Annotated in this window: 14 protein-coding genes; 11 read left to right on the forward strand and 3 right to left on the reverse strand. The window is 40.4% G+C overall.

Going from position 1 to position 21819, the window contains the following annotated elements; genetic code table 11:
- The first annotated feature begins 83 nt into the window (after nucleotides 1-83).
- The 3 genes from BUW93_RS08500 to BUW93_RS08510 all read left to right on the forward strand — a co-directional run bounded on the left by BUW93_RS08500 (nucleotide 84) and on the right by BUW93_RS08510 (nucleotide 5968).
- A complete protein-coding gene (locus BUW93_RS08500) occupies nucleotides 84-4490 on the forward strand; it encodes a translocation/assembly module TamB domain-containing protein (RefSeq protein ID WP_081211114.1) in 4407 nt (1468 codons plus the stop codon).
- Between the two features lie 121 nt (nucleotides 4491-4611).
- Nucleotides 4612-5598: a 6-phosphofructokinase gene (pfkA, locus tag BUW93_RS08505; RefSeq protein ID WP_081211116.1), complete on the forward strand. Its 987-nt coding sequence runs from the start codon at nucleotides 4612-4614 to the stop codon at nucleotides 5596-5598.
- Between the two features lie 4 nt (nucleotides 5599-5602).
- Nucleotides 5603-5968: a methylglyoxal synthase gene (locus tag BUW93_RS08510; RefSeq protein ID WP_081211234.1), complete on the forward strand. Its 366-nt coding sequence runs from the start codon at nucleotides 5603-5605 to the stop codon at nucleotides 5966-5968.
- A gap of 18 nt (nucleotides 5969-5986) precedes the next feature.
- Here the strand turns inward: BUW93_RS08510 and BUW93_RS08515 are convergent, their stop codons facing one another.
- Together BUW93_RS08515 and BUW93_RS08520 are read right to left on the reverse strand one after the other, a co-directional pair.
- A complete protein-coding gene (locus BUW93_RS08515; protein WP_081211118.1) occupies nucleotides 5987-6370 on the reverse strand; it encodes a RidA family protein in 384 nt (127 codons plus the stop codon).
- Between the two features lie 12 nt (nucleotides 6371-6382).
- Nucleotides 6383-9097 carry a putative LPS assembly protein LptD gene (locus BUW93_RS08520; RefSeq protein ID WP_081211120.1) on the reverse strand — a complete coding sequence of 905 codons (2715 nt, stop codon included), beginning with the start codon at nucleotides 9095-9097 and terminating at the stop codon, nucleotides 6383-6385.
- A 137-nt stretch (nucleotides 9098-9234) separates the two neighbouring features.
- On the opposite strand from BUW93_RS08520, the gene BUW93_RS08525 reads away from it, so the two are divergent.
- The 7 genes from BUW93_RS08525 (at nucleotide 9235) to bshA (ending at nucleotide 18191) form a co-directional block, all read left to right on the forward strand.
- Nucleotides 9235-10338, forward strand: a complete 1104-nt coding sequence (locus tag BUW93_RS08525; protein ID WP_081211122.1) for an N-acetylmuramoyl-L-alanine amidase family protein — start codon at nucleotides 9235-9237, stop codon at nucleotides 10336-10338.
- Nucleotides 10339-10391: 53 nt separating this feature from the next.
- Nucleotides 10392-11342, forward strand: a complete 951-nt coding sequence (locus BUW93_RS08530; protein WP_081211124.1) for an MlaD family protein — start codon at nucleotides 10392-10394, stop codon at nucleotides 11340-11342.
- A gap of 10 nt (nucleotides 11343-11352) precedes the next feature.
- Nucleotides 11353-12693, forward strand: a complete 1341-nt coding sequence (locus tag BUW93_RS08535; RefSeq protein WP_081211126.1) for a (Fe-S)-binding protein — start codon at nucleotides 11353-11355, stop codon at nucleotides 12691-12693.
- Between the two features lie 40 nt (nucleotides 12694-12733).
- The gene (locus BUW93_RS08540) at nucleotides 12734-13525 is read left to right on the forward strand and encodes a (Fe-S)-binding protein (RefSeq protein ID WP_081211128.1); all 792 of its coding nucleotides are present in this window, start codon (nucleotides 12734-12736) and stop codon (nucleotides 13523-13525) included.
- A gap of 86 nt (nucleotides 13526-13611) precedes the next feature.
- Nucleotides 13612-14097 carry an ABC transporter ATPase gene (locus tag BUW93_RS08545; RefSeq protein ID WP_081211130.1) on the forward strand — a complete coding sequence of 162 codons (486 nt, stop codon included), beginning with the start codon at nucleotides 13612-13614 and terminating at the stop codon, nucleotides 14095-14097.
- Nucleotides 14097-17021: a glycoside hydrolase family 3 N-terminal domain-containing protein gene (locus BUW93_RS08550; RefSeq protein WP_081211132.1), complete on the forward strand. Its 2925-nt coding sequence runs from the start codon at nucleotides 14097-14099 to the stop codon at nucleotides 17019-17021. The genes BUW93_RS08545 and BUW93_RS08550 overlap by 1 nt, the downstream gene beginning before the upstream one ends.
- A 39-nt stretch (nucleotides 17022-17060) precedes the next feature.
- Nucleotides 17061-18191, forward strand: coding sequence for an N-acetyl-alpha-D-glucosaminyl L-malate synthase BshA (gene bshA / locus BUW93_RS08555; RefSeq protein ID WP_081211134.1), 1131 nt, complete (start codon nucleotides 17061-17063; stop codon nucleotides 18189-18191).
- A gap of 49 nt (nucleotides 18192-18240) precedes the next feature.
- On the opposite strand, the gene BUW93_RS08560 is transcribed toward bshA, so the two are convergent.
- The gene (locus tag BUW93_RS08560; RefSeq protein WP_081211136.1) at nucleotides 18241-18744 is read right to left on the reverse strand and encodes a hypothetical protein; all 504 of its coding nucleotides are present in this window, start codon (nucleotides 18742-18744) and stop codon (nucleotides 18241-18243) included.
- 140 nt (nucleotides 18745-18884) lie between these two features.
- On the opposite strand from BUW93_RS08560, the gene BUW93_RS08565 reads away from it, so the two are divergent.
- On the forward strand, nucleotides 18885-21800 hold the full coding sequence (locus BUW93_RS08565) for an FAD-binding and (Fe-S)-binding domain-containing protein (protein ID WP_081211138.1): 2916 nt from the start codon (nucleotides 18885-18887) through the stop codon (nucleotides 21798-21800).
- The last annotated feature ends 19 nt before the right edge of the window (nucleotides 21801-21819 follow it).

The raw sequence follows: 21819 nt of genomic DNA on the forward strand, positions 1-21819 counted from the left end.
GGGGCATAGAAATTGTTAATATTGTGTACAAAGTTAAAACATAAAAGCGTATCAAAAAATTCTGGAAAATATTAACTAGAACCGTGGTTGCGCTGGTTTTATTTTTTATTCTACTTCTTATAATTTTCTCTATTCCGGCTGTTCAAACTTCGGTGGCCGGAAGGATAACCAAATCCCTAAAAGAAAACAACGATGTTGATATTTCGGTGGAAAGGGTAAGTTTAGGATATTTTGGTAAAGTTAAGCTCAATGGGATTTTTGTGGAAGATCACCATGCCGATACACTAATGCACGCCCGGCAGCTACGTACTTCAATATTAAGTCTTTCCAATATAATAGGCGGGAAGCCTTCTTTAGGATTTACGCAACTGGACGGTTTCAGGCTCAAAATGAAAAAATATCCTAATGAGGATAAGGACAATCTGGCCATCTTTCTCAATAAATTAAAAAAGGAACCCACCGGGGATTCAACGGTCTTCAAATTGAATGTGAGTACCGTGGAAGTACTAAATGGGCATTATAGCTTCAGAGATGAAAATCGAGATAAGCCCGAAATAATCATTCTCGATAATTTAGCTATTCTAACGAAGGACTTTGAGATAGAGGGGAGTAAAATAAGCACTCAAATCACCAATATTCGAGGCAACGAAAAACGGGGCCTCAGCATAAATCACCTGAGTACCGATTTTACTTATACTCCAACCAGAATGGTCCTGGATGAACTCTTGCTTCAAACCCCGCATTCTCTGATTAAAGCCGATTTAAAACTGGTTTATGCCCTAAGCGATTTTTCCGATTTCACCAATAAGGTACAGATAACCGGAGAATTTGAGGATACTAGTGTTTCAAGTTCAGATTTAAAAGCATTTTACGATGATTTTGGAAAGAATCAGCTATTGGTTTTTGACACTAAATTTAGTGGGACACTCAATGATTTTACGCTGGAGGAACTTGATTTAAACGGAATGGACCGCAGCCGCGTGGATGGCCGGGTGAGCGTTGAAGGTGCCTTTTCCCCTGCGGGAGAAAATTTGAGAATCAATGGTAAATTTAAGGAATTCACCTCCAACTATTACGATCTAATAAATTTATTACCTGGGGATCTTCGTGGAAAATTACCCGAAAACATTAGGGATTTTGGAAATATCAGGATAGTGGGGGATGCGCTGCTTACCAAAAACTCCCTGGATGCCGATATCGACCTCAGTACCCAGCTTGGCGATGCCGAAGCCTTTTTTACCCTTAATAACTTCAGCAGCGTAAAACTTGCAGAATACAAAGGAAACCTGGTTTTGAAGGAGTTCAATTTAGGAAGATTGTTCAACAATAAAAATCTGGGAAAAACCAGTTTCAACTTAAATGTAGATGGCACAGGCTTCGATCAGGAAAGTCTAAGCGCTCGCCTGGAGGGACAGATATCCCAGCTGGAATTCAATAATTACAGCTACTCGAATATCAGGGTGATTGGGGATATGCGCCAGCCTGTATTTAATGGTTTGCTTATGGCTAACGACCCCAATTTAAGAATGGAATTTAATGGTCTGGCCGACCTTTCTGAAGAAATAAATGTGTATGACTTCGAGGCTGCAGTGAGTTATGCGAACCTGAATAAGCTCAACCTGGTAACAAGGGATAGTATCTCGGTTTTTAAAGGGGATGTGATTATGAATATGAAAGGCACCACGGTAGATAATGCCTTTGGGGAAATTCTTTTGCTTAATACCTCATATAGAAATCAAAATGATCTTTATTATTTTGATGATTTTAGCATAGTCTCCAGTTTCGAAGGCCAGGTAAGGACCTTAGAGATCAATTCCCCCGATGTGATTAGCGGGAAGGTCCAGGGTGTTTTCCAGGTTGCTGAAATCGTTGACTTGTTTAAAAATTCCCTTGGGAGCATTTACACGAATTATGAGCCCGAAACCATTACGAGTAACCAGTTTATGGAATTCGATTTTGATATTTATAACAAGATTGTAGAGGTTTTTTACCCAGAAATAACTTTAGCGCCAAATACTTTTATTCGAGGCCGGGTGGAATCAGACGAATCTGAATTCAAGATCACCTTCAAGTCCCCCAGAATAGATCTCTTCGGAAATATGTTTGAAAACGTAAATCTGCAGGTTGATAATACCAACCCGATTTATAATACCTTTTTTGAGTCAGATAGCGTTTCTACTCAAGTCTATAACTTTTCAGAATTTAGCTTTATTAATGTAACACAAAGGGATACGCTTTTTATCCGCTCAGAATTCCAGGGAGGAAAGAAAAATGACGATGTATTTAATATAAATCTTTTCCATACCATAAATGAGGAAAATAAATCGGTGGTGGGAATTCAGCGGTCAGATATCCGTTTCAGGGAAAATATTTGGTATATCAATGAAGATCGTAATAAAAGTAACAAAATAGTCTTTGATAATAATTTTCAGGATATCACGATAGATTCCCTGGTGATGAGCCATCAAAATGAAGAAATTAGGCTGAATGGGGTACTGCGGGACAGCACCTATAAAAATTTCAGCATGGAATTTGACGAGGTTGATATCGGCAAAATCACACCACAAATCGATAGCCTTCGCCTGGCAGGAGTTCTTAACGGAAAACTTGATCTTTTACAGGAAGATGGAGCATATTACCCCAATACTTCCTTAAGGATAGACTCTCTGGACATTAATGATAATCTCCTTGGGAATCTGGTTATCGATGTGGAAGGAAATGAAGATCTTTCCAATTACAATATTAATGCGAGCTTACGGAAGAAGGAATTTGAATCCCTCTCGGCCCTGGGAAATATTGATGTGAGCGGTAATGAACCTTCTATAGACCTGGCAATAGAACTGGACCGCTTAAATTTGGCTGCATTTAGCCCTTTGGGAGGGGAGGTAATTAGTAATATAAGGGGATTTGCTTCCGGGAATGCAGGAGTCTCCGGAAATTACAAAAACCCGGAGTTCTCGGGGCAACTCAAGCTTCAGGAAGCCGGCCTCGGAATTCCTTATCTTAACGTAGACCTGGATTTTATGGAAGCCGCAACCGTGAGCCTTTCTGAACAACAATTTAATTTTGATGAAATTGAGATAAGAGATACTAAATATGGTACCCGGGGAATTCTTGATGGCTATATAAGGCATCGCAATTTCAGAGAATGGATGCTTAATTTGGATGTTACTACCGACAGGCTTTTGGTACTCGATACCGAGGCCAGCGAAGATGCCCTGTATTATGGGACTGCTTTTATTAGTGGAGATGCCAGGATTGCAGGTCCTACCGATGAGCTTGTGATAGAGGTAAATGCTACTACCGAAAGAGGAACGGTTTTTAAAATTCCTTTGAATGAAACCGAATCGGCAGGAGATAATTCTTATATCTATTTCCTTAGCCCAGAAGAAAAGGCAGCGCGCCAGGCAGGTGAGGAAATCGTAACCCGGGAGGTAAAAGGAATTGAAATGATTTTTGATCTGGACGTAACCAATGATGCCGAAGTTGAAGTAGTGGTAGATCAAACCAGTGGAAGTACACTTCGGGGGCGTGGTGCCGGAAACCTTTTACTGGAAATCAATACCAACGGGAAATTTAATATGTGGGGGGATTTTGTAGCCTACGAAGGGGTTTATAACTTTAAATATGCCGGGTTGGTTCAAAAGGTTTTTAAAGTCGAATCTGGCGGAAGTATTAACTGGGATGGCAATCCCGCTCGCGCACAGCTTGATGTTCGCGCCATCTACGAACTCAATGCCAACCCTGCCGTTTTGCTTGAAAACCCCAGTATAAACAGAAAAATCCCGGTTGAAGTAATTATAGATCTTCAGGGAGAGATCATCCAACCCGATATTACTTTTGAAATTGATTTCCCTAATGCCAGCTCGGTGGTGCGTTCAGAATTGGAATACCGAATGGATGATAGGGCTAGCCGTGAATTACAGGCCCTTTTCCTGGTCACCCAGGGATCTTTTTATAGTGAATTTGGGTTACGCCAAAATGCTATTACGGGAACCCTTGCCGAGAGAGCATCAAGTATAGTCAATGATATTTTTGCTGATGAAGACGGTAAATTCCAGGTTGGGGTAAATTATGTTCAGGGAGACCGCACCCCAGACCAACAAACTGTAGACAGATTTGGTTTAACCCTTTCTACACAAATAAGCGACCGGGTAATAATTAATGGGCAGGTGGGGGTACCTATCGGAGGAGTTACAGAATCAATAATTGTGGGAGACCTTCAGATAGATTTTCTTCTGAATGAAGACGGTTCCTTGAGGGCCAAAGTTTTTAATCGCGAAAATAATATCCAGTTTATAGGTGAAGAAATTGGTTTCACTCAAGGGATTGGACTTTCCTATTCGGTAGATTTCGATACCTTCAAGGAATTGATACGGAAAATCCTGGATAAGGAAAATATAAAATCGAAAGAAGAGGAGAAACAGGAAAATTCGCCAAAATCAATCGCGCCAGATTACATAAACTTCCCGGAGGAACGATTCAATTAATTTAGGGAGTAAAACCTCTGGGGTGATTTAAACTCAATATTATTTTAAAATTAAAATTTAGTGGGGGCGATGCTATTTAAGGCTTTGTTTGTAGATTTATAATGTTAAATACGAGAAAAATATGTCACCAAGGATAAAAAGAATAGGATTAATGACCTCCGGGGGAGATTCCCCTGGAATGAATGCTGCAATACGAGCCGTAACCAGGGCTTGCGCCTATTATCACGTGGAATGCTTTGGTTTTAAAAGAGGATTCCAGGGAATGATTGAGAATGATTACATGGAGCTTAATGCCCGTAGTGTGCGCAATATCATTCAACTTGGAGGTACTATCCTGCAATCTGCGCGTTCTAAAGAATTTTTAACAGAAGAAGGCCGGGTAAAAGCAGCAGCTAATATTAAGAAACTTGGCATAGACGCTATGATTCTTATCGGTGGGGATGGTACTTTTAAAGGCGGCCAGGTACTCTTTAAAGAACACGGCATCCCGGTACTGGGAGTTCCCGGTACAATTGATAACGATATTTTTGGAACCCAGTATACTATTGGTTACGATACGGCTTTGAATACTGTGGTGGAGGCAATAGACAAGATTAGAGATACCGCAAGCTCTCATAATAGGTTATTCTTTGTGGAAGTTATGGGGCGGGATGCCGGTTTTATAGCGCTAAATAGTGGAATTGGTGCCGGTGCAGAAGAAATCCTTATCCCCGAAGAGAATTTAGGCCTCGATAGATTATTAAATTCCCTCGAAAGAAGCAGGCGCTCAGGTAAGACCTCCAGTATTGTGGTAGTTTCAGAAGGGGATAAAATAGGAAAAAATGTATTTGAATTGGCAGATTATGTTAAGGAAAATCTACCCTATTATGATGCTAAAGTAACCGTATTAGGCCACATACAACGTGGAGGTAGCCCCACCTGTTTTGACAGGGTTTTGGCCAGCCGCATGTGTGTAAAAGCGGTAGAATTACTTCTGGATGGGCAGCATAATGTAATGGTGGGAATGATGAATAATCAGATTGAAGCCTGCGATCTGGATAAGGCTTTAAAAGATAAACCAACGATCAATAAAGAGTTATTAAGAATTTCAGATATCCTTTCCACTTAAAATGATGAAAACAATAGCAATAATTGCCCATAACGGGAAGAAAGCCGAAATGGTTCAGTTTTTAAATGAAAACAGGGAAATTCTGCAATCCAAAGCCATCCACCTTATCGCCACGGGAACAACGGGTGCAAAAACCGAAACCGCAGGCTTTGAAGTAGAAAAATTACTTTCCGGTCCTATTGGCGGGGATGCACAAATCGCTGCCAAAGTTGCAGAGGGTCAGATCCAAATGGTTATTTTCTTTCGGGATCCAATGGACAAACATCCGCATGAACCAGATATTTTTATGCTAATGCGTATTTGTGATGTACACAATATTCCACTGGCAACAAATCCTGCTACAGCTAAACTGCTTATTCAGGGGATTTAATTAGGCTTTTGTAAAGGCTTAAGCTTTTACTGCGATAGCACTTATCTCCACATTTACAAATTTAGGCAGGTTTGCCACTTCTACGGTTTCCCTGGCAGGTGCGGTCTCTGCATCAAAATATTGAGCGTAAACTTCATTTATCTTGGAGAAATTATTCATATCACTTATGAAGATAGAGGTTTTAATTACGTTTTCGAAATTTAAACCTGCTTCCTCAAGAATGGCTTTAAGGTTTTCCATTACAAGGCTGGTCTCCTTTTTAAGGTCTGATGTTTCCAGCTCCCCGGTTGTAGGATTAATAGCAATCTGCCCTGAAATAAAAAGCATATTTCCGCTCATTACCGCCTGATTATAGGGGCCAATAGGAGCCGGTGCATTTTTGGTTTTGATAATCTTTTTCATACTGTTCTGGTTTTATAATTGACGGTCTGGTTCCCGTCGTTTATCATATTTAATATCGCTTAAGATTGATGATTTAATTCCTATAAAAAAGTACCACGAGCTACGTTCGCTAAAAGGCACCCAGTTAAAAGTCATTCTCCAACTATCGAGGTCTCGTTGAAAGCGCAATTGCGTATAGGTGAAACCTTGTTCTTTTAAATCGTAGCCTGAAGAACCACCAACTCTCCATTTTGGTGAAATTTCCACATCTCCCGAAAACATGAGGGAATGTGAAGTGATCTCATTTTGTCGGGCCCTATTATTATAGGTCATCGTATAGGATAAGCGTAGATCCCACGGAATCTTATAATTGTACCATCTATCGTCACGTTCGTCGCGGCTCTCGTCTTCAAAATCATCTTCATCATAGAATCGCCCGTCCATGTCGGTGCCCTTTCCAAAGAGATCATCACGGCGGCCACCATTTCTGTAAGTTTCATTTTCCAGCTCATCATCTTCTTCAGCACCACCCTCAAAATCCTCATTGGAAAAAGAATACCCAAAACTTATATTGGCATTGGTAAACCGGAAAAGACTACCTCCATTTTCAATATTAAGCTTATCGATCCTTCGGTTGTTGTTGTCCAGGGCATAGAGATCAATATTCCCGGCTACATTTATATCCAGTTTATCCTGAATTATGGGGATACCTCCCCGGAAAGAAATAGGGGATAGGCGCAGGGAATCTCCCGCCAGATTATAAGAAGTATTCAAAGAAAAGTTGTTAAGCAGGGTAATCTTTTTGGGCTCGGTTGCTGTGCTGTCTTTATCGCGAACCTTGGCTTCCAGGGTATTGCTTAGACTTAAACCAATCGAGCTTGAAAACCTTCTTCCCGGTGGGCCATAGAGGGTTCCCTGGAATCGGGAATAGTCAACCATATTGGTTTCCAAAGGATTTGCTGGATTAATACGCTCATAACTATCATAATACTGATCGAAGGCAGGATTAATATTATAACTTATATTAGGGCGCATAACGTGGCGTATAGCCTGTATCTTCTTGTCTTTTCCGAAGTTTTTTAAACCGTAAATTGTAGTTCCTATATTGGTGCTGAAATTATAAGTTCGGTAGGAATCAAATTTGTTAATAGTATCGATAACTTCTATATTGGCCGCCTCATCCCAGGAGCGTTCAAAGGTTTTAAAAACCCAGTTTTCTTCGTAATTGGCATTTACACTTGCACTCAAATACTTGAACACCTTGAAGTTGGTGGAAACCGGAATGGTATGTTTGGCACCAAAATTCATTCCCTCAAACATTTCTGGCTTAAAAAAGAGGGAATCGGTAGTCTGGATCTGGTTTTCTCCCCTGAAATTATACTGTAAATTGATGTTTTCGAAAAAGCCCTTTTTAGCTCCCGTCTTTGGAGCGAAGGGATAGATTCTGGACATGCTCAACTGGGCGGTTGGCAAACTCATATTAATAGTTTGCGTATTGGTATTCTGGGAATGCCTTGCAGCAAGGCTTAAATTAACCTGGGGCTCTCCTTCAAAAGTCTTACTGTAAGACACCGAAGAGCTCAAGGTATTGTTTAAGAAATTACCTGTATTTCCTTGATTTACCGATTCTTTGTAATAGGTACTACTCCCAAGGTTAACCGATGCAGAAAATCGTGAATTGGGATTTGCCTTGGCATCCTGATTGTGCGTCCACTGTATATTATATTGGGTCCTTTCGGCATAATCGGGAAAACCACGTTCACTATCCAACTGGTTCTCATATCTTAATCTGAAATTACCCCGGTATTTATATCGTTTTGCATAATTGGATTCTGTACTTAGCTCATAACTACCGTTGGTATAATAGGCTCCCAGCACCATAAGGTCTACATAATCGCTAATCGCAAAATAATACCCTCCATTTTGCAGAAAATATCCTCTCCGGCTATCGCCAAAACTAGGTAGTATAAAACCCGAGGTTTCCTCATCGGTCATGGGGAAATACCCAAAAGGTAAGCCTAAAGGCGTAGGGACATCGGCGATGTACATATTTACAAGGCCTGAAACAATTTTTTTATCCGGGACGAATTTGATTCGCCGGGCATAGAAAAAATAATCGGGGTTTTCTACATCTTCAGAAGTAGTAAAGCGTACATTCTGCATAAAATAAACCGAATCATTTTCACGCTTGGTAACTTCCCCCAGAACATTAAAGGAAGCTTGCTGAGTCTTTGAATTATACACGAGGGCCCTTTCTGTATCAAAATTAAAACGAATTGAATCGGGTTCTACCGTTTGGTTGGCCTGTGTGAACACCGGTTTTTGTGAATATGCTCCGGTAGAGTCGGGGATACCATAGGCATAAACTTCATTCTTATTATTATCGATAACAATTAGCCCGGCTTTTATAATCATGTCTTCATAAGTGATCTCGGCTTCATTATAAAGATACATTCTGTTTTCTTTCTGGCTAATCCGCATATAATCTTTGGCGGTATAGGTAACCACATCGGTGATAAGTTGATTTCCCTGTGGCTTAATGGTATCCTGAACAATAGCGTCTCCAATAATGGTATCCAGCGATTTTATACTTTGAGCAAGAGGAAGCGAATCTCCAACCGAGACCAGGGTATCGCGCCGGGCTTCAATCTCAATTCCGTCTTTTTTCCCAATTTCCTGGGCGGTAATAATCCCCTGAAACAGAAAAAAAATAGAGAAAAAAAGTATATTAAGTTTAGTTGGTTGCAATGCTTTAAGTGCTATTTTTGTAAGGAATGGCTCGCTTTTTGCGAATTCAAAATTACATATATTTTTTCAGCTTGGATTTGAGATTTAAGGAAAAATAGTAATTAAAATATTCACCCCAAACTTTGCGTTACGTATTTATGAGAACGAACCTACTTAAACTTTTCGTATTAATTTTTCTTCTGCCAGCAACTTACCTGTATGCTTCTGAAACTGAAAAGCCGCCACGAGATCGTTTTGTAGTTGTATTGGATGCCGGTCACGGCGGAAAAGATCCCGGGAACAGAGGTAATGGTTTCAAAGAAAAGGAAATTGCTTTAAATATTGTTTTGCAAGTGGGGAAAGCCCTGGAAAAAAGAGGAGATATAGAGGTTATCTACACCCGAAAGAGCGACGTCTTTATCGAGCTTAACCAACGCGCTAAAATAGCCAACGATGCTAATGCCGATCTTTTTGTGTCGGTACATTTAAACGCCCATAACTCACAGGCCTACGGCACCGAAACCTTTGTGCTGGGACTTCATAAAACCCAGGAAAACTTTGAGGTAGCCAAAAAAGAGAACTCTGTGATCTTTCTCGAGGAGGATTATGAAATCACCTACGATGGTTTTGATCCCAATTCCCCTGAGTCTTATATAGGGATGGCACTTATGCAGGAGGAATATCTTAACCAGAGTATACTTCTAGCCGATTTTATTCAGAAAAATTTTACTCATAAATTAAAACGTAAAAATCGAGGCGTAAAACAGGCTGGTTTTCTTGTGTTGAGGAATGCAGTTATGCCCAGCGTTTTAATCGAAACAGGCTTTTTAACCAATAATCATGAAGGTCCCTATTTGAACAGTAGAAAGGGGCAGGAAAACCTTTCGAATGCGATTGTTGATGCTATAATTAAATATGGGGAAAGCATTAATTTAAATACTCTTGAAAGTATTTCAGACCGGGAATTAGGGAATGCTGAATCTCCAGATTATTATGATGGTATTACTTTTAAAGTTCAGTTGGCAGCCGGCAGCACCAAACTCGACACCAAACCCTACAACTTCAAGGGGCTTAGGAATGTAACCCGTGCAAAAGAGGATAAGCTTTATAAATACTATTATGGAGATACCTCGAGTTATATGAGAATTCAGGAATTACATAGAGAGGCAAAAGAGAATGGATATCCTTCAAGTTTTATAGTCGCGTTTAAAGATGATAAAAAGATTACGGTTAATGAGGCGTTAAAATCTGAGGTTAAATAGAGCGATCTTTCTATTTTATTTCTAAATTTGTGCATATTCAAAAAAAATAGCTCTTGAAATTTACACGTGAGGTAAAAACTGCCCTTTTAGCGATTACAGCTATAATTCTCCTAATATTTGGTTACAGTTTTCTGAAAGGAAAAAATCTTCTCGATTCGAGCAGGACCTTTTACGCCATGTATGATGATGTGGAAGGTTTATCTCCTTCTTCTCCAGTGACTATTAACGGCCTGAAAGTTGGCCAGATCACTAATATTGATTTTGTAGACCAGTCTGGATTGATCCGGGTAACATTTAGCGTAGAAAATGATTTTAAATTCTCTAAATCCAGCATCGCTAAGGTATATGGAGGAGGAATAATTGGCGGGAAGTCTTTGTCTATCATCCCCAATTATGAGGATCCTGAAATCGCTGAATCCGGAGATATTTTAAAAAGTGAAGTAGAGGAAGGGATTATGGAACTGGTAAATGATAAACTTACCCCACTTCAGGAAAAAATAGAAAGTTCTATTGTGAGCGCCGATTCTTTGCTAACTGCGTTAAATAAGATTATGGATGATAGCACCCGTAACAATATCAGAAGTACTTTTAATGACCTGGGAGAGACGGCCCGTTCTTTCAAAGGAACCGCTTATGAATTGGAAGGCCTGGTTAAAAACAACTCATCTAAATTAGACAGGACTTTTACAAATCTGGATGAGATGTCTACCAATTTCAATAAATTCTCTGATACGCTTTCCACAATGAATATAGGCAAGATCACTAATGATATTGAAAGTGTGGTCGCCGATTTTGAACAGATCTCCAGTAACCTGAGTAACGGCCAGGGAACTGCGGGAAAATTGCTTAATGACGATAAGGTATATGATAATCTTGACAGGGCAACGAAACAGCTGGACCAACTATTACAAGATATAAAACTGAATCCTAAGCGTTATGTTCACTTCTCTGTATTTGGAAAAAATCCAGGGCCTTATGAGCCGCCGCAGGATTCTTTAAAATAACCAACCTGTTATGCAAATTATTTCCCAGATTTTATTCCTCCTGGCCCTGGTGGCCGGCATATGGTTTTTTACCAGAAATGTAAAACGCCTTATCCGCAATATTAAATTAGGAAAAGAAATTGACCGCAGCGACCGTTCCGGCGAACGGTGGGCTAAAATGTCCAGAATAGCATTGGGGCAGAGTAAGATGGTGAAACGACCCATTGCTGGAATTCTCCACGTTATAGTATATGTGGGCTTCATAATCATCAATATCGAAGTTCTGGAAATTATAATTGATGGTTTGTTTGGAACCCACCGTATTCTGTCTTTTATGGGAGGGTTTTATAACTTCCTCATCGGTTCTTTTGAAATCCTGGCACTTCTGGTTCTTATTGGAGTAATTATATTCTGGACACGTAGAAACATCAGCAATATCTACAGATTTTTAAGCAGAGAATTAAAAGGCTGGCCTAAGAATGATGCCAACTATATTCTATATTTTGAAATGGTACTTATGCTCCTGTTTTTGGTGATGAATGCTACAGATTACCAACTTCAGCTAAACGGTGCTGCACATTATTCGCAGGAAGCGGGTATTGTTGGAGCTTTCCCGGTTAGTCAGTTCCTTCTTCCAATTTTCGATGGAATGAGCAACGCCACCTTAATCATTATTGAAAGAGCAGCCTGGTGGCTTCATATATTGGGAATATTGATCTTCCTGAATTATTTATATTATTCAAAACACCTGCATATTCTGCTGGCTTTCCCTAATGTTTATTATTCCAAACTTCAGCCTAAAGGAGAAATGGATAATCTTGAAGCCGTGACAAAGGAGGTGAAACTTATGATGGATCCCGATGCCGATCCTTTTGCAGCCCCTGCCGAAGAAGATGCCGATGCCGAACCCGAAAAATTCGGGGCTTCCGATGTGATGGATCTTAACAGGGTGCAATTACTCAATGCCTATACCTGTACCGAATGTGGTAGGTGTACCTCCGAATGTCCCGCAAACCTGACAGGAAAGAAATTATCGCCGCGAAAAATTATGATGGATACCCGCGATCGGGTGGAAGAAATAGGAGAGATTATCAATAAAAATGGAAAATTTGAAGATGATGGCAAGCAATTGCTGGATGATTATATTCTTCGGGAAGAGCTTTGGGCCTGTACCACCTGTAATGCCTGTGTGGAGGCTTGCCCAATTGGAATTGATCCACTTTCGATTATTCTTGATATGCGCCGGTACCTTGTTATGGAACAGAGTGCTGCTCCTAATGAATTAGGAATCTCTATGACAAATATTGAGAATAATGGTGCGCCCTGGCCCTATAATCAACAGGATCGTCTCAACTGGGTTAATGAGAATTAAAACTAATCAGGAAAAAAATTTTGAATAAAATTATACAATTATGGCAGAAGCACTAAAGGTACCTACAATGGCCGAATATATGGCAGAAAGCAAGAAACCCGAAGTTTTATTTTGGGTAGGCTGTGCCGGAAGTTTTGATGATCGTGCAAAGAAAATAACCAAAGCCTTTGTAAAACTTTTACATAACGCCGGAGTGGATTTTGCTGTTCTGGGTACTGAAGAAAGCTGTACCGGAGACCCGGCAAAACGTGCAGGAAATGAATTTTTATTCCAAATGCAGGCCGCGACCAACATTGAAGTGCTTAATGGTTATGAAATAAAGAAAATAGTAACAGCCTGCCCCCATTGCTTTAACACCATCAAAAACGAATACCCGGCCCTGGGCGGAAACTACGAGGTGGTGCATCATACCCAGTTCCTGAAATCACTTCTTGAAGAAGGTAGGTTAAAGGTTGAAGGCGGAAAATTTAAAGGCAAGCGTATCACTTTTCACGATCCCTGTTATTTGGGGCGTGGCAATGGCGAATATGAAGCGCCCCGCGATTTACTTCGTAAACTCGAGGTAGAACTCATTGAAATGAGAAAATGCAAGAGCGAAGGTTTATGCTGTGGTGCAGGAGGCGGACAGATGTTCAAAGAACCTGAACCCGGCAATAAAGATGTTAATATCGAAAGGACCGAACAGGCTCTAGAAGTGGAACCTGAAGTTATCGCCGCGGGATGCCCGTTTTGTAATACCATGATGACCGATGGGGTAAAGAGCAAAAATCAGGAGGATGATATTGCGGTTATGGACGTAGCCGAACTTATCGCTTCAGCTGAAGATTTATAAGGGATTTTTAACACTAAAAACTGGTACTATATTTGAATTCCACCAGGGAAATCAATTAGTTTTGTGCTTACCTAAATTTACAGCAAATGTTAGTACCCTTTGAAAACCTGCCGGGCTCTGCCCGTGTTTGGGTTTATCAGGCCAACCGGTCTTTTACCCAGGAAGAATTAGAAGAAATAAAAGGAAGGTTAGATGATTTTCTCACCCAATGGACCGTACACGGCTCCGAGCTAAAAGCAGGTTACGAGATTAAATACAAGCGTTTTATCACTATAGGATTGGACCAAAAGCTTAATCCTGCCTCGGGTTGCTCTATAGATGCATCTGTTGCTTTTATACAACAACTTGAGAAAGACTATAATGTGGACCTTCTGGACAAGATGAACGTTTCTTACAAACAAGGAGAATTTGTGGCCTATAAGTCTCTGACTGATTTTAGGAAAATGGCCAAAAATAAATCGGTTTCTCCAAATACTATTGTATTCAATAACCTCGTAAATACTAAGGCTGAATATATCAATAACTGGGAGGTTCCTGCTTCCGAAAGCTGGCACAACAGATTTTTAAAATGATGAATTTTAAGGGTCAGATTCGTTTTCTATTTTTATTCCTCATTTTTATAAGCTTTAATTTATCCGGGCAGAATGCACATCCTTTACTGGCCGATGATGCCGAAGCACAAAAGAAATGGGTAGATAGCGTCTATGCACAAATGAGCCTGGATGAGAAAATTGGCCAGTTATTTATGGTAGATGTTTTCTCCAGTGCTTCAGAAAGAGAACTGAACAGGACCCGCAAACTTATTAAGGAACATAAAATAGGCGGTCTCATTTTTTCCAAAGGAGGCCCCAAAAGACAGATAGGTCTGCACAACGAATTTCAGGAATTATCCGATTTTCCTTTACTAATAGGGATGGATGCCGAATGGGGCCTTTCCATGCGTCTTGACTCTACATTTGCCCTTCCCTGGAATATGACCCTGGGAGCCATTAAAGACAACCAATTAATTGAATCTGCGGGGGCGGCTATTGGCAGGCATAGCAAGAGAATGGGAGTGCACATTACTTTTGCTCCTGTGGTAGACATCAATACCAACCCTAATAATCCCATTATCGGGAACAGAAGTTTTGGGGAAGAAAAGGAAAATGTAGCCGAAAAATCTGTTGCTTTCATGAAAGGCATGCACAGGGAAGGAGTGCTTTCGAGCGCAAAGCATTTTCCTGGCCACGGCGATACCGAATCTGATTCGCATAAAACACTTCCTACAATAAGTTTTTCAGAAGAAAGGATCAAAGAGGTTGAGCTTTATCCCTATTATCCTCTTATCAGGGAAGGTCTTTCCAGCGTAATGGTAGCTCATTTGAATGTGCCGGAACTTGAACCCCAGGAGAATTTACCATCTTCCCTTAGTAAAAATATAATTTCTGATCTCCTTAAAGATCAATTGGGCTTTAACGGTCTTATTTTTACCGATGCCCTGAATATGAAAGCTGCCTCAGGTTATCAGGCACCTGGTGAATTAGATCTTGCTGCTTTTCTGGCCGGAAATGACATTTTATTAATGTCTAAAGATGTACCTAAAGCCATAGAAACTCTTACCAATGCCTATACAAAGGGAACCATCTCTGAGCCGCGATTAGCCCATTCTGTAAAGAAGATTCTTTTAGCTAAGTATAAGGTTGGTTTAAATGATTATAAGCCTGTGGATCCTGGTTATATTTACGAAGAATTAAAAACGGTTAGAGACAGTGCGCTATTTGAAAATTTGGTGGAAAACTCCCTCACACTTCTTAAAAATAATAGAGCGGTAGTTCCTGTTAAAGATCTGGAGGAAAAGAATATAGCTTACGTGAATTTTGGAGATGCCGATGGGAGTGAGTTTTTGGCTCAAATGCGAAAATATGCAAAGGTAGATTGGGTTAGTGCGACCACCATTTCAGCTTTGTTGAAAAAACTTGAGAAATACAATTATGTAGTAATTGGTTTTCATAAACCCGATGTGAATCCCTGGGCAGGTTTCAAATTTTCACCCCGGGAAATTGAATGGATCCATGAAATTGCCAGAAGGAATACCACTATCCTCGGGCTATTTACCCGGCCGTATGCATTAACTCCGTTACCCACGCAAAATCTGGAAGGAATTGTAATTGGGTATCAAAATAATAAAATTGCCCAGCAAAAGCTGGCGCAGGTAATCTTTGGTGGGATAGAAGCCAGGGGTGTACTGCCTGTAAGTTTAGGTAATGAATTTCCTGTGGGGACTGGCTTCCAAACAAAAGGTCTTAACAGAATGTCCTATGGAAAACCTAAAAATGTAGGACTCAACTCCTATAAACTTCAGAAGATAGACAGCATCATGGAAGACGCCATCGATAAGGAAATGACTCCGGGTGCCCAAATTCTTGTTGCCAGGAAAGGGAAGGTTGTTTATCAGAAGAATTTTGGACATCATACCTATGAAAAGAATATTCCCGTTAGTGATACTTCGCTTTATGACCTGGCTTCGTTAACCAAGATCCTCGCGACGCTTCCTCTTATAATGCAACAGGAAGAAGACGGGATTGTAAATTTTAATACCCGCCTGGATGAATTGCTTCCAATATTTGAGGGTTCAAACAAGGGACATATTAAACTTCAGGATATGCTTATGCATTATGCGCGTTTAAAAGCCTGGTTACCTTTTTATGTTCCAACTATTGACAAGGTAACGCGAAAACCGTCTACTATTTATTACGCGAAAACAGCCTCAGCAGATTTCAATACTATGGTAGCCGATGAAATGTATATCCGTAATGATATGCAGGATACCATTTTAGATATTATAAAAGAAAGCAAACTGGAGCCACGAAAGGAATATAAATACAGCGATCTTCCATTTTATATCCTGAAATATTACCTTGAAGCTTATTACCAGACTACTCTACAAAGCCTTACACAGGAAAATTTATACAAACCATTGGGAGCAAATTATACGGGTTATCTACCATTAACGAGATTTAAAAAGGAGCAAATAGTACCTACCGAAAATGATAAACTTTGGCGCCGCCAGGTGGTCCATGGCTATGTTCACGATCAGGGGGCAGCCATGCAAGGTGGGATTGGTGGACACGCAGGGCTTTTTAGCACCGCTAATGATGTTGCCAAAATGATGCATGTTTTTCTTTATAATGGTGCCTATGGTGGAGAAAAATTCTTTAAGGAAGAAACCGTAGGGAAGTTTAACACCTGTTATTATTGTGAAGAAAATGTAAGGCGCGGCGTTGGATTCGACAAACCACAACTGCAAACTTCCGGTCCAACCTGTAATTGCGTTTCTATGTCAAGCTTTGGCCATTCAGGATTTACCGGAACTTTTGCCTGGGCAGACCCGGAAGAAGAGATAGTATACGTATTTTTGTCTAACCGGACCTTCCCCGATTCTAACAACAGAAAATTAATAAGGGAAGATGTACGATCAAAAATTCAGGAAGTGATCTATGATGCCATTGATTTTTAATCGTTTTCCTCAATAAGTTTATATTTAAATAAAAATTTAATGAAAATAGGCATTGTTTGTTATCCTACTTTTGGAGGAAGTGGGGTAGTAGCCACAGAGTTAGGTCTTGCACTATCCAGGCGTGGTCACGAAGTTCATTTTATCACTTATAGCCAGCCGGTAAGACTGGATCAATTATCGAGCAATGTGAGATTTCATGAAGTCCACGTTCCCGAATACCCTCTTTTTCATTACCAGCCTTATGAACTTGCCTTAAGCAGTAAGTTGGTTAATATGGTTAAACTTCATGGAATTGAGGTTTTACACGTTCACTATGCCATTCCGCATGCGTATGCAGGCTATATGGCTAAAAAAATGCTTGCTGAAGAAGGAATAGAGCTTCCTATGGTTACCACCCTTCATGGTACCGATATAACGCTTGTGGGTAGACATCCCTTTTATAAACCGGCGGTTACTTTTAGTATAAACAATAGTGATGTGGTGACCTCTGTTTCAGAGAGTTTAAGAACAGACACTTTCCAATCCTTCAACATACGCAAAGAGATTGAAGTTATTCCTAATTTTATAGACATAACTAAATGCGACCGATTTTCTTTTACAGATTGCCAGCGCACTATGATGGCCGAAGAGAATGAAAAAATTATTACCCACATCAGTAATTTCCGAAAAGTAAAACGCATCGATGATGTTATAAAAATATTTTTTGAAATTCAGAAGAAGATTAAAGCCAAATTAATGATGGTAGGCGAAGGCCCGGAAAAGGAAATGGCTGAAAATATGGCTGTAGAAATGGGAATAGGAGACAAAGTACTGTTTGTTGGGGAAAGCCATGAGATCGATAAGATTTTATGTTTTTCAGATCTGTTTCTTTTGCCTTCTCAAACTGAAAGCTTTGGCCTTGCGGCCCTGGAGGCTATGGTACATTCGGTACCTGTTATCTCTTCCAATACAGGCGGACTTTCAGAGGTTAATAAGGAAGGAGTTTCGGGGTTCTTAAGTGAAGTTGGGGATATAGAAGATATGGCTAAAAATGCATTATATATTCTTGATGACGAAAAACGACTGAAAGAGTTTAAAAGAGGTGCAGTAAGAACGGCGGCTAAATTTGATATAAATAAAATCGTTCCTATGTACGAGGCGATCTATGAAAAAGCTTTGGTGAAGCAATAAAAAAAGTGGAAGTTTAACTTCCACTTTTTTTATTTAAAATATTCAATTTTTAGAATTGATATCTAATCCCCAAAGCGATATCGGGGGAAAGGTCGTTGGTAACGTTGTAATCGTTAAAACCTATTTCTGGTCTGAAATCGAGTGACAGCAATAACGGAATATCAAAATTATATTCTATCCCTATATCTCCGGCTACAAACAAAAATGCGCCATCATTAGGATAACGTTCCCGCCAATCCTCATGAACATCTACACTTCCAACACCCCCACCAAGTCCGGCGTACCAGTTAAAGCCTCCATCAATATTCCAAACCCACTGGTATAATCCTGCCAATTTAAAGGCATCATAACGGCTGTGATTACGCCATCCAAGGTCTAATTCCAAACGGTTATTCTGACCTCCCAGGGCTCTTTGGTAAGAAATTTCAGGACCTATCCCGTCTCCACCACCAAGTCGTAATCCCAATGCATTTTCTGAAATACTTTGAGCTTGTGTTTCATTCACGAAAGTTGCTCCAATAGCAAAAACGGCTATTAAAATTAATTTTTTCATGTTCATAGTTTTTAGATTCGTTGTGCAAATTTAATTGTTAAACCAGAATGCTAACGCCTTGGTAGCCCAATCTATTGTTAATATTCCATAAAAATCTGTTAAGTATTTTAGCATATTTTATGTATTTTTAGCGGCTTACTATGGAAAAAAAATTGCAACAGCTTTCGCAGGAAATTGACGGTCAGTTATATTACGATGAGCTCTGGCGATCGATTTATGCTACAGATGCTTCGGTATACCGGGAATTGCCGCTGGCCGTTTGTTACCCTAAAAACGGGCAGGACCTCAGGCGACTTATAAATTTTGCCAGGAAAAACAATACTTCTCTTATCCCGCGAACAGCGGGAACTTCTCTCGCCGGCCAATGTGTGGGTGATGGCATTGTAGTAGATGTTTCTAAACATTTCACCGATATAATGGAGGTAAATCTCCGGGATAAAACCGTTAGGGTGCAACCCGGAGTTATAAGGGATGACCTGAATCGTGTTTTGGCTGAAGATGGTTTATTTTTTGGACCGAATACCTCAACTTCCAATCGTTGTATGATTGGGGGAATGGTGGGAAATAATTCCAGCGGAACTACTTCAATAAAATATGGGACTACCCGCGATAAGATAGTTTCAATGAAGGTTTTACTCAGCGATGGGAGCGAAGCTGAATTCAGGGAAATTTCTAAAAAAGATTTTCAGCAGAAGCTTAAGTTGGAAACCCTGGAAGGGGAGATATACCGTAAAATATATGCCGAATTGTCTCCTGCTGATACCAGAAAGGAGATCATCGAGAAATTCCCACCCAAAGAGTTACATCGTCGAAATACCGGATATGCGGTAGATGAACTTATCTATTCCGAAGTATTTTCAGAAAGCACAGCACCAATTAACCTTTGCCGACTTTTAAGCGGAAGTGAAGGCACCCTGGCCTTTACCACCGAAATCACTCTGCAACTGGACGCCTTACAGCCTCCTCATTCTGCAATGATCGCTGCACATTTTGCAAGTATAGATGCCTGTATGCAGGCGGTGGTTCCCGCGATGGAACATTCGCTTTTCACCTGCGAAATGATGGATAAGGTAATTCTGGATTGTACCAAACAAAACTTAAAGTACAAGGAGAACCGCTTTTTTATTGAAGGAGATCCGCAGGCTATTCTTATGCTGGAAATGCGGGCAAATTCCCAGGAAGAATTGCAAAAGCAAACTAAAGCCCTGCTACAAACCCTTGGTGATTCCGGGTTAAGCTATGCCCTGCCTGTGCTCTTTGATGAGCAGATTAACCTGGCTCTGGAATTGCGAAAGGCTGGCCTTGGATTGCTGGGAAATATTATTGGCGACAGGAAAGCTGTAGCTTGTATTGAAGATACAGCAGTTGCCCTGCCACACCTGGCCGATTATATATCGGAGTTTGGTAAGATCATGAAAAATTATGGACAGGATGCGGTGTATTATGCCCACGCCGGTGCCGGGGAAATTCATTTAAGACCTATTCTTAATCTCAAAAGGTCTGAAGACGTAAAACTGTTTCGGCAAATCACCGAAGATGTGGCAGAACTTGTTAAAAAATACAATGGATCCCTGAGCGGGGAACATGGTGATGGTAGGCTAAGGGCAGAATTTATAGAAATGATGATTGGGCCAATAAACTATCAGCTTATTAAAAATATCAAGCTGGCCTTTGACCCTGAAAATATATTTAATCCCGGAAAGATCATTGATGCTGCTCCAATGGATACCTCCTTGCGATATGCACCCGATAGAACCGAGCCGCAAATTGAAACCCTCATGGATTTTTCTGAATCCCAGGGGATACTTAGGCTTGCTGAAAAATGTAATGGTAGTGGGGATTGCAGAAAATCTTCAGAAGCCGGCGGCACTATGTGTCCCAGCTACAGGGCAACCAAAAATGAAAAAGATACTACCCGTGCCCGTGCTAATGCCTTAAGGGAGTTTCTCACCAATTCAGATAAACCAAACCGATTCGATAATGCCGAATTAAAGGAGGTTTTTGATCTCTGCATCAGTTGTAAAGGCTGTAAGAGCGAATGTCCCTCCAGTGTTGATGTAGCCGCTTTAAAAGCAGAATTCCTATATCAGTATCAAAAAGAGAACGGAACCTCCCTGCGAAGTAAGGCCTTTGTGAGTAACGGAAGAATGAATAAACTCGCTTCAAAAATCCCGGGACTTTCTAATTTTCTTTTCAGCAATAAAATAACTGCCGGAGTTGCTAAGAAAGCCATGGGAATAGCATCGGAAAGGAGCCTTCCAAAAATTTCAAAGCAAAGCCTAAGCGAATTCTACCGCAAGAATAAAGATCGTTTACAGGTAAAAAAACCTATAAAAACCCTTTATTTATTCAATGACGAGTTCACGAATTATCTGGATGCTGAAATTGGTATAGACAGTTTGGAATTACTGAGTGAATTAGGCTACCAGGTAGAAATCGTAAATCACGCGGAAAGCGGGAGAAGTCATCTTTCCAAAGGTTTCCTTGAGGAAGCCCGGGATTTTGCCAATACGAACATCAGCATCTTTAAAGATCTCATTACAGCTGAAAAACCTTTAATTGGTATTGAGCCTTCGGCTATTTTAAGCTTTAGAGACGAATACCTCCGCCTTGCAGATAATAAAGTGGCAGCAGAGAAACTTGCACAAAACTCATTTATTATTGAAGAATTTCTGAAAAAAGAAATCGCACTCGGCAAAATAAAACCCGATCAATTTACCTCAGAAGAAAAAACAATTAAAATTCACGGACATTGTCATCAAAAATCCTTGTCTAATACGGCCATTACTTTTGACATATTAAACCTTCCTGAAAATTATAGGGTGAGTATCATCCCTTCGGGTTGTTGTGGGATGGCCGGTTCTTTTGGTTATGAAAAGGAACATTACGAAGTGAGCATGAACATTGGAGAGCAAACATTATTCCCAGCCGTAAGAAAAACGGCTGAGGAGACGATTATTTCTGCAAATGGGACTAGTTGTCGTCACCAAATTTTTGACGGGACGAAACGCATTGCGAAACACCCGGTAACAATTCTAAGGGAAGCTTTAATCTAAACAATCTGACAGGACCTCT

Source organism: Salegentibacter sediminis (assembly GCF_002078605.1).
Taxonomy (GTDB): Bacteria; Bacteroidota; Bacteroidia; order Flavobacteriales; family Flavobacteriaceae; genus Salegentibacter; species Salegentibacter sediminis.

Excerpts from the sequence above, each read along its gene's own strand:
- BUW93_RS08535 (WP_081211126.1), top strand. The coding sequence starts at position 11,353 with ATGCAAATTATTTCCCAGATTTTATTCCTCCTGGCCCTGGTGGCCGGC.
- BUW93_RS08545 (WP_081211130.1), top strand. The coding sequence starts at position 13,612 with ATGTTAGTACCCTTTGAAAACCTGCCGGGCTCTGCCCGTGTTTGGGTT.
- BUW93_RS08560 (WP_081211136.1), bottom strand. The coding sequence starts at position 18,744 with ATGAAAAAATTAATTTTAATAGCCGTTTTTGCTATTGGAGCAACTTTC.
- BUW93_RS08525 (WP_081211122.1), top strand. The coding sequence starts at position 9,235 with ATGAGAACGAACCTACTTAAACTTTTCGTATTAATTTTTCTTCTGCCA.
- BUW93_RS08565 (WP_081211138.1), top strand. The coding sequence starts at position 18,885 with ATGGAAAAAAAATTGCAACAGCTTTCGCAGGAAATTGACGGTCAGTTA.
- pfkA (WP_081211116.1), top strand. The coding sequence starts at position 4,612 with ATGTCACCAAGGATAAAAAGAATAGGATTAATGACCTCCGGGGGAGAT.
- BUW93_RS08510 (WP_081211234.1), top strand. The coding sequence starts at position 5,603 with ATGAAAACAATAGCAATAATTGCCCATAACGGGAAGAAAGCCGAAATG.
- bshA (WP_081211134.1), top strand. The coding sequence starts at position 17,061 with ATGAAAATAGGCATTGTTTGTTATCCTACTTTTGGAGGAAGTGGGGTA.
- BUW93_RS08540 (WP_081211128.1), top strand. The coding sequence starts at position 12,734 with ATGGCAGAAGCACTAAAGGTACCTACAATGGCCGAATATATGGCAGAA.
- BUW93_RS08515 (WP_081211118.1), bottom strand. The coding sequence starts at position 6,370 with ATGAAAAAGATTATCAAAACCAAAAATGCACCGGCTCCTATTGGCCCC.
- BUW93_RS08550 (WP_081211132.1), top strand. The coding sequence starts at position 14,097 with ATGAATTTTAAGGGTCAGATTCGTTTTCTATTTTTATTCCTCATTTTT.